Below are 9,417 nucleotides of genomic sequence, written 5' to 3' on the forward strand. Positions count from 1 at the left end.
CTGCCGCACGCGGAACGGCCCGCACCCCGTGGGGGTGCGGGCCGTTCCGCGCTCCGGGGCCGGATCAGGCGGCGAGCCAGAGGTCCGGGCCGAAGATCTCGTAGCGGATGGACGTCGCGGGCACGCCGGCGTCGATCAGCTTCGAGCGGGTGGACTGCATGAACGCGAGCGGGCCGCACAGGATGTAGTGCCCGTCGCGGGGCAGTTCGACGTCGTCGAAGTGCATCACACCCTCGACGGTCGTGACGCCCTCGGGGTCCTGCTCCGGCCGCACCCCGAGGAAGAGGCGGGCGTCGCCGTGCGGCAGCGCCGCCAGGGACTCCGTCACCTGTTCGCGCAGGGCCACCGCCTCCCAGGACGCGTCGCCGTGGAAGAAGAGGACCTGGCGGTTCGAGCCCTGCTGGGCGAGCGCGTCCAGGATCGCGGCGGCCGGGGTGATGCCGATGCCGGCGGTCGCCAGGACCAGGGGAGCGGTGGAGTCCTCGTCCTCGAGGGTGATGTCGCCGTAGGGGTTGGACAGCTCGATGACGTCGCCGACCTCCACGTTCTGGATGAGCATGGGCGAGACCTCGCCGCCCTCGTCCAGCTTCACGGTGATGACACGTTCGGTGGTGGACTCGGCCTTCTCGGAGAGGGAGTACTGGCGGCACTGGCGCAGGCCGTCCTCGACCTTCAGGCGCACGGACACGTAGCCGCCGGCCCTGCCGCGGGACTGCGGGGTGTCGTCGGCCGGCTCGAAGCGGAAGGTGACGGCCGCGTTGCCGGTGGGCTCCTTCGCGACGACCTTCCAGTCCGTCCACATCCTGTCGTTGGCCTGCTGGGCGTAGAGGCCCTTCTCGATCTTGATGAGGGCGTGGGCCATGAGCCAGTAGACCTCGGTCCAGGCGTCGGCCACCGCGGGGGTGACGGCGTCGCCGAGCACCTCGCCGATGGCCCAGAAGAGGTTCTCGTAGACGATCGGGTACTGCTCCTCGACGATGCCGAGGGCGGTGTGCTTGTGGGCGATGCGGGACAGGACGGCCTCGGGCAGGGTGCCCGGGTTCTCGAGCAGGTGCACCGCGAACTTCACGATGGATCCGGCGAGGGCCTGGGCCTGCTCGCCGTTGCGCTGGTTGGCGCGGGAGAAGACGCCGTCGAGGAGCTCGGGGTGGGCCTCGAACATGTGGGCGTAGAACAGGGGCGTGATCTCCGGCATGTGCTCGGCGACGACGGCGGCGGTGGCCTCGATGACGGGGCGGGACTTCTCGGACAGCACGGGGGTCTCCGTCTCCTCGGTGGGGAATCTTGCGCTGATTTTGCCAGATTACACCCGGCCGTCGCCGTCGGGAACTCGCCCCCGGCCCGTTCCGTCAGTGCGCCACGGGGATCTCCGGCAGGCCCAGCAGCACGGGCCCGCCGACAGGCCCAGCGCTCACCAGATCCCGGATCCGCACGGTGTCGAGCTCGGCGAGGAAGGCCTCGCGTGCGCGGTGCAGGGCGCCGCGCAGGCGGCAGTCGCCGGCGTAGGGGCACGCCACCCCGGAGTCGCGCCCGGCGCAATCGATCACCTCGTCGCGGCTGCTCAGCGAGCGCACGAGCTCGCCCACACGCTGGTCCAGACCGGCCGCGGCGATCATGGCCCCGCCGTGCCGACCGCGCAGCACCTCGATGGTCCCGCGGCGGCGCAGCTCGGCGACCGCCTTGATCACGTGGTTGTAGGGCACCTGGATCCGGTCCGCGATCTGCTGGCTGGTGAGCCGTTCCCCCTCGGCGGCCGCGAGCGTCATCAGCACACGCAGGCAGACGTCGGTGTAGGCGCTCAGCTTCATCCCGCCATCATCCCACCGGTGCACGGCGCCGCCGCGCCTGCGGTGTCCGGGCCGGTTGGCATACTGACGCCATGGACGCCACCTCGCACCCCGACGCCGGCCCCCGCCTCCCCGAGACCTCCGCACCGGGGGGCGACACCGCGCTGCACGAGGAGGCCCTGGCCGTCCTGCGTCGGCTCGTGGACCGGCCGGACGCGCGATTCAAGGACGGGCAGTTCGAGGCGATCGAGGCGCTCGTGGCCCACCGCCGCCGCGCCCTGGTGGTGCAGCGCACCGGCTGGGGCAAGTCCGCCGTGTACTTCGTGGCCTCCCTGCTGCTGCGCGCCCGCGGCGCAGGGCCCACGCTGATCGTCTCCCCGCTGCTCGCGCTCATGCGGGACCAGGTCGCGGCCGCCGCCCGGGCGGGCGTGCGCGCGGTGTCCGTGAGCTCGGCGAACGCCACGGAGTGGGACGAGGTCCGGGCCCGGCTCGCGGCGGACGAGGTGGACGTGCTGCTGATCTCGCCCGAGCGCCTCACGAACCCCCGGTTCCGGGACGAGCAGCTGCCGGACCTCGTGGCGCGCATGGGTCTGCTCGTGGTGGACGAGGCCCACTGCATCTCCGACTGGGGCCACGACTTCCGGCCGGACTACCGCCGCATCCGGGACCTGATCGGGCTGCTTCCCGCCGAGGGGCCGCGCGCGGTGCCCGTGCTGGCCACCACCGCCACGGCCAACGCCCGTGTGGTGGCGGATGTGGTGGAGCAGCTCGGCGTCGCCTCCGAGCAGGACGTGTTCGTGCTCCGCGGCCCCCTGGCCCGCGCCTCGCTGCGCCTGGGCGTGCTGCGCATGCCCAGCCCGGCCGCGCGCCTGGCCTGGCTCCTCGACCACCTCGCGGACCTGCCGGGCTCCGGGATCGTCTACGCCCTCACCGTCTCCGCCGCCGAGGACACGGCGCGCGCCCTGCGCGAGGCGGGGCACGAGGTGGTCGCCTACACGGGCCGCACGGACCCGGAGCGGCGCGCCGAGATCGAGGAGGACCTCAAGGCCAACCGGGTGAAGGCCGTCGTGGCCACCTCGGCGCTCGGCATGGGCTTCGACAAGCCGGACCTGACGTTCGTGGTGCACTTCGGTGCGCCGGGCTCGCCCGTGGCGTACTACCAGCAGGTCGGCCGCGCCGGCCGCGGGACGGACCACGCGGACGTGCTCCTGCTGCCCGGGCCCGAGGACCGTCGCATCTGGGAGTACTTCGCCACCGCCTCCATGCCGGACGAGGAGCAGGCGCGCGCCGTGCTGGGGGCGCTCGCGGACCACGGCGGGGCCCTCTCCGTGGCGGCGCTCGAGCCGGACGTGCGGATCAAGCGCACCTCCCTGGAGCTGCTGCTCAAGGTCCTCGCCGTGGACGGGGCGGTCGAGCGGGTGGGCGGCGGCTGGCGCGCCACCGGGCGGGAGTGGACGTACGACGCCGAGCGGTACGCCCGCGTGGCCGAGGCCCGCCGGGCCGAGGAGCGGCTCATGCTCGACTACCAGACCACGGACCGGTGCCGCATGGAGTTCCTGGCCCGCACCCTGGACGACCCCACCGCCGCGCCGTGCGGCCGCTGCGACGTCTGCGCCGGCCCCTGGTACCCCACGGGATCGGACGGGGCGGCGCGTGAGCGCGCGGAGGCCGCCCTGCGCCGCACCGGTGTGCCGATCGAGCCCCGTCGCATGTGGCCCTCGGGCATGGACCGGCTGGGCGTGCCCGTCAAGGGGCGCATCGCGCCCGAGTCGCAGGCCGAGGAGGGTCGCGCGCTCGCCCGCCTGACGGACCTCGGGTGGGGCACCGTCCTGCGGGACCTGCTGGACCGGGAGGACGCCCCGGTGCCGGAGGAGGTCCTGCGGGGCGCCGTCGACGTCCTGGCCGGCTGGGGGTGGCGGACGCGGCCGATCGCCGTCGTCGCGATGCCCTCACGCACGCGCCCGCAGCTGGTGGGGTCGTTCGCCGAGGGGATCGCCCGGATCGGCCGGCTGCCGTTCCTCGGCTCGCTCGAGCACGCGCGCGGCGGCCCCACGGCCGGGCCGGGCGGCAACAGCGCCTACCGGCTCGGGTCCGTGTACGGCCGGTTCGCCGTCCCCGAGGCGATGGCGCAGATGCTGCGCACCGCCCCGGACGCCGGCCGCCACGGCCCCGTGCTGCTGGTCGACGACCTCGTCGACTCGCGGTGGTCGCTCGCCGAGGCCGCGCGGGTGCTGCGCGAGGCCGGCGCCCAGGGGGTGCTGCCGCTCGTCCTCGCCCAGGCCGGATGAGCCGCCGAGGTCAGCGCTCCGCGCGGACGATCGCCAGCACGGCGTCGCGGAGCGCCTCCATGGTGGCGGCCGTGCGGGCCTCGCCGTTGTAGCGCAGGAACGGCTCCGTGTTGGACGGGCGGAGGTTGAACCACCACGTGCCGTCCTGGGCGGCGACCGTGGTGCCGTCCATGCGGGTCACCGTGGTGGCCACCCCGGCGAAGTCCTCGTGTACGGCCCGGCCCTCGCCGACGCCCTCGCCCACGGCGGGGGCGAACTGCGCCACCACCGCGGCCACGGCGGCGTCCTTGTCCGCGACCTGCGAGTTGATCTCTCCGGAGGCCACGTACGGCTCGTACTCCTCGGCCAGCTCGGACAGCGGCTGCTCCTGGCCGCCCAGGGCCGCCAGCACGTGCATGGCCGCGAGCATGCCGGTGTCCGCGTTGAAGAAGTCGCGGAAGTAGTAGTGCGCGGAGTGCTCACCCCCGAAGACGGCGGACTCGGCGGCCATGACCGCCTTGATGAAGGAGTGGCCCACGCGGGTCTCCACGGCCCGGCCCCCGTCGGCCGCCACGAGCTCGGGGACGGCGCGGGAGGTGATCAGGTTGTGGATGACCACGGGGGTCTGCTCACCGTCGGCCTTCGCGCGGGCGATCTCGCGGCGGGCCACCAGGGCGGTGACCGCGGAGGGGGAGACCGGGGCGCCCTGCTCGTCGATCACGAAGCAGCGGTCGGCGTCGCCGTCGAAGGCCAGGCCGATGTCCGCGCCGTGCTCCACGACGGCGGCCTGCAGGTCCCGCAGGTTCTCCGGCTCCAGAGGATTGGCCGGGTGGTTCGGGAAGGTGCCGTCCAGTTCGAAGTAGAGCGGCTCGATCTCCAGCGGCAGGGCGGCCAGCTCGGCGTCGCCGAGGACGGCCGGGGTGGTCTTGCCCGCCATGCCGTTGCCCGCGTCCACCACGACCTTCAGGCGGCGCACCCCCGTCAGGTCCACGAGCGAGCGCAGGTACGCGGCGTAGCCGGGGAGGATGTCCTCCTCCGTCACGGTGCCGGTGGTCTCGGCCGCGGGGATCTCACCGGCGTCGAGGTACGCCTGGGCCGCGTCGCGGATCTCGAACAGCCCGGTGTCCGAGGAGACCGGCACGGCGCCGGCCTGGGCCATCTTCATGCCGTTGTACTCGGCCGGGTTGTGCGAGGCGGTGAACACCACGCCCGCGGCCTGCTTCACGCCCGCCGCGTAGTAGAGCATGTCCGTGGAGATCAGCCCCAGGGTGACGACGTCGGCGCCGCGGCGCGTGGCGCCCTCGGCGAAGGCCGTCATGAACGCGGGCGAGGAGGGGCGCATGTCCCCGCCGACCAGCACGGTCTGACCGGCCAGGCCCAGCACGTCCACGAAGGCCGCGCCCACCGCGCGGACGCTCTCCGCCGTGATGGACTCGCCCACGATGCCGCGGACGTCGTACGCCTTGAAGGAGTCGTGCAGGTCGAGGGAGGGGGTCGAGGTAGTCACCCGACCGATCGTAGTGGACAGCCTGGATACAGTGAGGGCGTGCCCCCGACCACTCCGCCCCCGAGCGCGGGGCCCCCGGCCGTCCCGCCGTCGGGACCCGCGCCGGCCGCTCCCGGGGAGCCCGCGTACCGCAGGCTGCTGATCGGGCTGTTCCTGGCGGGGGTGGCCACGTTCGCCCAGCTCTACTCCCCGCAGGGCCTGCTGCCGCTGGTCAGCGACGACCTGGGCGTCCCCGCGGACCGTGCCGCCCTGCTCGTCTCCGCCAGCACACTCGGCCTCGCCCTGTCGGTGGTGCCGTGGTCCGTGGCCGGGGACCGGTGGGGCCGCCGACGCGCCATGGTGGTCTCGATGGTCTCCGCCAGTGCGTGCGCGCTCACGGGCGTCCTCGCACCCACGTTCGAGGCCATGCTGGGCCTGCGCCTGCTCGAGGGCATGGCGCACGGGGGTGTCGCGGGACTCGCCGTGGCGCTGCTGGCGGAGGAGGTGGTCCCGCACGCGGTCGCGGCGGCCGCCGGCACCTACATCGCCGGCACCACCCTCGGCGGGCTCTCCGGCCGGCTCCTCGCCCTGCCCGTCGCGGAGGCGTCCTCGTGGCGCGGCGGGATGCTGGCCGTCACCGTGGTCGGGGTGCTGTGCACGGTCGGCTTCCTGGCGATCACGCCGCGTGCCCGACGTTTCACGCCGTCGCCCACCTCCCCGGCGACGCTCGTGCGCATCGTGCGCGGTCACCTGCGCTCGCCGGAGCTCGTCGCCGTCTACCTGCAGGGGGCGCTGCTGATGGGCGGGTTCGTGGCGCTGTACAACTTCGTGGGGTACCGCCTGCTCGACCCGCCGTTCTCCTGGACGCCGACGGCGGCCGGCCTCGTCTTCCTCGCCTATCTCGCGGGCACGTGGTCGTCGCCGCGCGCGGGTCGGCTGGCCGCGCGGGTGGGCCGGCTGCCCGTCCTGGCCGGCGCGACGGCGGCCATGGCGGCGGGCGTCGCCCTCACGTCGGTCCCGCATCCGGCGGTGCTGGTGCCCGCCCTCGTGCTCGTGACGGGCGCGTTCTTCGCCGCCCACGCCGTGGCCTCCGCGTGGTCTGGGACGGCCGCCCCCACGGGCCGCGCCCAGTCGACCTCCCTGTACAACTTCGCGTACTACGCCGGCTCGAGCCTCTTCGGCTGGCTGGGCGGCGTGTTCCACGAATCCCATGGGTGGCCGGGGACGGTGCTGATGGTCCTGGCCCTGGTGCTGACCGCCCTGGCGAGCGCCGTCGTCGTGCTGCGCGGGCGCGGGACGGCCCCGGCGCGCTGAGCCGGGGCCGTCGTGGGGGCGGGTGTCAGCGGGCCGACCCGCGGGTCACCAGCCGAGGGCCTCGGCATCCGTGCCGGTGGCGGACCGGGCCTGGTCGCGCCAGGCGGCGAGGACCTCCGGGTCCTGCAGCTCGAGCCACGCGATCATCTGCTGGTAGGTCACGCAGTAGGTGTCCTCCTCGACGCAGACCTCGCGCATGACCTTCTCCACAGCCGGGTTGAACGCGTTGAGACCCCAGTCGTTGAAGTGGTTGCCGAAGACCAGCGGGGCGCGGTTGCCCGCGAACGCCGAGTCGTACATGTAGCGGTAGGTGCGGTACTGGAAGTCGGTGAGTCGGGCGACGTCCTCCGGGATGTCCTTGCCGCCGTTGCCGGAGATCCAGAAGTTGTAGTCCATCGCCATCACGAACGGGCTGGCCGCGTCCTTCTCGGCGAGCACGGGGGACCAGGTCATCGGCATCTCGAACTCCCAGATCCCGTCCTCCTGGTAGGGCCAGGCGACGCCGGAGGCGGCCGCGGCACGCGACGTGTCGTACTCGAGTCCGTTGTCCTTCCACATCGGGACGAGCTGGTCCCACTCCCCGTCGAGGCAGGGCAGACGTCCGCCCTTGACGTCGTCGGGGGTGACCTCCAGCGCCGGCAGGGAGCTGCCCGGGTTGTAGGCGCCGGGGTCGGAGAGGATGTCCGTGAACGAGCCGTACTCCTGCTTCCATTCGGCCGTGGACCAGTGGTCTGCGCCGTACCTCGTGGGCGCGCACAGGTGACCCGCGTAGTGGGTGCCGATCTCGTGGCCGGCGGCGTGGGCCGTGTTGATGTTCTCGATGCGCTGCGCCACCTCGGCCTCGTCGCCGCCGAACTCCGTGCCCACGTAGCCGGGCTCGTTGCCGGGCGCCGTGTAGTTCTCCCGGTTGGCGGTCTCGATGAGGTTGATCGCGGACTGGAACACCGTGAACTTCGCGTCGGAGTCCGCCGCCGCGTCCAGGAAGGTCTTCCAGCGAGCATCCTGACGGCCGCCGTCGAAGGAGAAGAGGACGAACTGCGGCGGGCGCTCCTCCGCCGTGAAGGCCCGCATCGGCACGCCCTCGTGGGAGCGGGCGGCCAGGGCGAGCGCGGGGTCCGCGGGGTCTGCGGCGGCCGACGGCGAGCCCCCACCGGACGACGCCGCAGCCGGCGAGGAGGCCGCATCCGAGGACCGTCCCTGTGACGACGAGGCCTCGGATCCGTCCGCAGATGCGGGCGACGAGACGGCCGCGTCCGTGGCGCCGGAGGACCCGGCCGCCGTCCCCTCGTCCCCCTGCGGGGCGGCACAGCCGGCCAGCACGAGGGCCAGGGCCACCGACGTCCCCCACCAGCGGCGTCGCCGGGGCGAGGGGGTGTCGACGGTGCGGGCGGACCGGCGGGGGAAGGACATGCGGTCTCCTGGCTCGGTCGAGTGGCGGGCGGAGTGTCTCCTCCATGGCCGCCGTGACCAGACACGGAGGACTCCACGTTCCACCGTAGGGGAGGCCCTCGGTGACTCTGGAGCCCCGGCAGAACTGTGACCAGGTTGTGATGTGGCGCCGCGGCTGCCGACATGGCCCTCGCGGGCCACATCTAGACTGGAGGCATGGAATATCTCGTCCCTGTCCTCGCGGTGGTCGTCATCGGCGCCCTCGCGTTCGCCGCCGCCCGGTGGATGTCGGCCGGTCGAGCGCGTCAGGCGGCGGACCAGCGCACGCCGTCCGGTCGCGGGCTGGACATCGGACCGGAGCGGGCGCGTCTGGCAGCGGGGCTGCTGGACGAGGACGCCCATCGGCGCGTGTACGGGCACATCGCCCAGAGCCGCGTGATGGAGGCCGTGCGCGACTACCGCGCCCACACGGGACGCGGCCTGAAGGACGCCGTCATGGACGTGCAGTCCCTCGCCGTGCATCCGCAGGTCTACTCCGAGCCGGTGCAGGAACCGGACGCCACGTCCGCCGGAGTCGCGGGGCCCGTTCCCGGCGGCCATGGGGAGCCCCATCGGGACGACGCGGCCCCGGCCGACACCCCCGGGCCGAAGCGGCCCGGACAGGATTCGAGCGGGCGGGGGGAGCCGGACGCCCAGACGCCCGATCGCGAGACCTCTGACGCCGTGGCCGAGGACGACGCCCGGCAGGACAGCGACCACGCCTCGGCCGCGCCGCGTCCGACGGCGCCGTCCGCCGACGAGTTGACGACCCTGACCGTCCCGGCCGAGTGGACCGCCGCCCCCGCTGAGGAGGAGCTCCCCTTCGAGGTCGAGGTGATGCGGGGGACGGAGTCCGTCCGGCTCTCCTCGCGGGACCTGCCGCCGTGGCTGCGCGACCAGCTCGCCGCCATGGTGCGGGACGGCAACCTCGAGTCCGCCGCCGTCCAGCTGTCCAGCCACTCGGAGCTCTCCGTGCCGGAGGCGTACGAGCTGCTGCGCCGCATGCGCGAGCGTCGCGGGGAGGGCTAGTTGTTGCGGGTCATGAGGTTCTTGGCACGAGGGCCGGACTGAGATGAGACGAGTGGGCCTCTCCCGCAGGATGGAAGTTCCTACACCACCCATCCGCGCAAAGAGA

Annotated in this window: 7 protein-coding genes; 3 read left to right on the forward strand and 4 right to left on the reverse strand. The window is 73.6% G+C overall.

Translation table 11 applies throughout. The features are described from left to right. Nucleotides 1-64 precede the first annotated feature (64 nt). Both ACTSKS_RS09900 and ACTSKS_RS09905 read right to left on the reverse strand, forming a co-directional pair. The gene (locus tag ACTSKS_RS09900; protein WP_442927513.1) at nt 65-1,255 is read right to left on the reverse strand and encodes a globin domain-containing protein; all 1,191 of its coding nucleotides are present in this window, start codon (nt 1,253-1,255) and stop codon (nt 65-67) included. Nucleotides 1,256-1,349: 94 nt separating this feature from the next. Beyond that, on the reverse strand, nt 1,350-1,808 hold the full coding sequence (locus ACTSKS_RS09905; RefSeq protein WP_002858036.1) for an RrF2 family transcriptional regulator: 459 nt from the start codon (nt 1,806-1,808) through the stop codon (nt 1,350-1,352). A 71-nt stretch (nt 1,809-1,879) separates the two neighbouring features. Here ACTSKS_RS09905 and ACTSKS_RS09910 point away from each other — a divergent pair, with 71 nt between their 5' ends. Next, on the forward strand, nt 1,880-4,075 hold the full coding sequence (locus ACTSKS_RS09910; RefSeq protein WP_442927514.1) for a RecQ family ATP-dependent DNA helicase: 2,196 nt from the start codon (nt 1,880-1,882) through the stop codon (nt 4,073-4,075). Between the two features lie 10 nt (nt 4,076-4,085). On the opposite strand, the gene ACTSKS_RS09915 is transcribed toward ACTSKS_RS09910, so the two are convergent. Beyond that, complete coding sequence (locus ACTSKS_RS09915; RefSeq protein ID WP_170748172.1) at nt 4,086-5,561, reverse strand: phosphomannomutase/phosphoglucomutase; 1,476 nt, start codon at nt 5,559-5,561, stop codon at nt 4,086-4,088. A 141-nt stretch (nt 5,562-5,702) separates the two neighbouring features. Here ACTSKS_RS09915 and ACTSKS_RS09920 point away from each other — a divergent pair, with 141 nt between their 5' ends. Further along, entirely contained in the window at nt 5,703-6,854 is a 1,152-nt protein-coding gene (locus tag ACTSKS_RS09920; RefSeq protein WP_256748653.1) for an MFS transporter, read from the forward strand. A 45-nt stretch (nt 6,855-6,899) separates the two neighbouring features. Here ACTSKS_RS09920 and ACTSKS_RS09925 read toward each other — a convergent pair whose 3' ends face one another. Next, nucleotides 6,900-8,264, reverse strand: a complete 1,365-nt coding sequence (locus ACTSKS_RS09925; protein WP_217564868.1) for a hypothetical protein — start codon at nt 8,262-8,264, stop codon at nt 6,900-6,902. A 195-nt stretch (nt 8,265-8,459) separates the two neighbouring features. Between ACTSKS_RS09925 and ACTSKS_RS09930 the strand changes: the two genes are divergently transcribed. Beyond that, on the forward strand, nt 8,460-9,311 hold the full coding sequence (locus ACTSKS_RS09930) for a hypothetical protein (RefSeq protein WP_036316053.1): 852 nt from the start codon (nt 8,460-8,462) through the stop codon (nt 9,309-9,311). Nucleotides 9,312-9,417 lie beyond the last annotated feature (106 nt).

Source organism: Micrococcus sp. TCR-5 (assembly GCF_052220525.1).
Lineage (GTDB): Bacteria > Actinomycetota > Actinomycetes > Actinomycetales > Micrococcaceae > Micrococcus > Micrococcus luteus.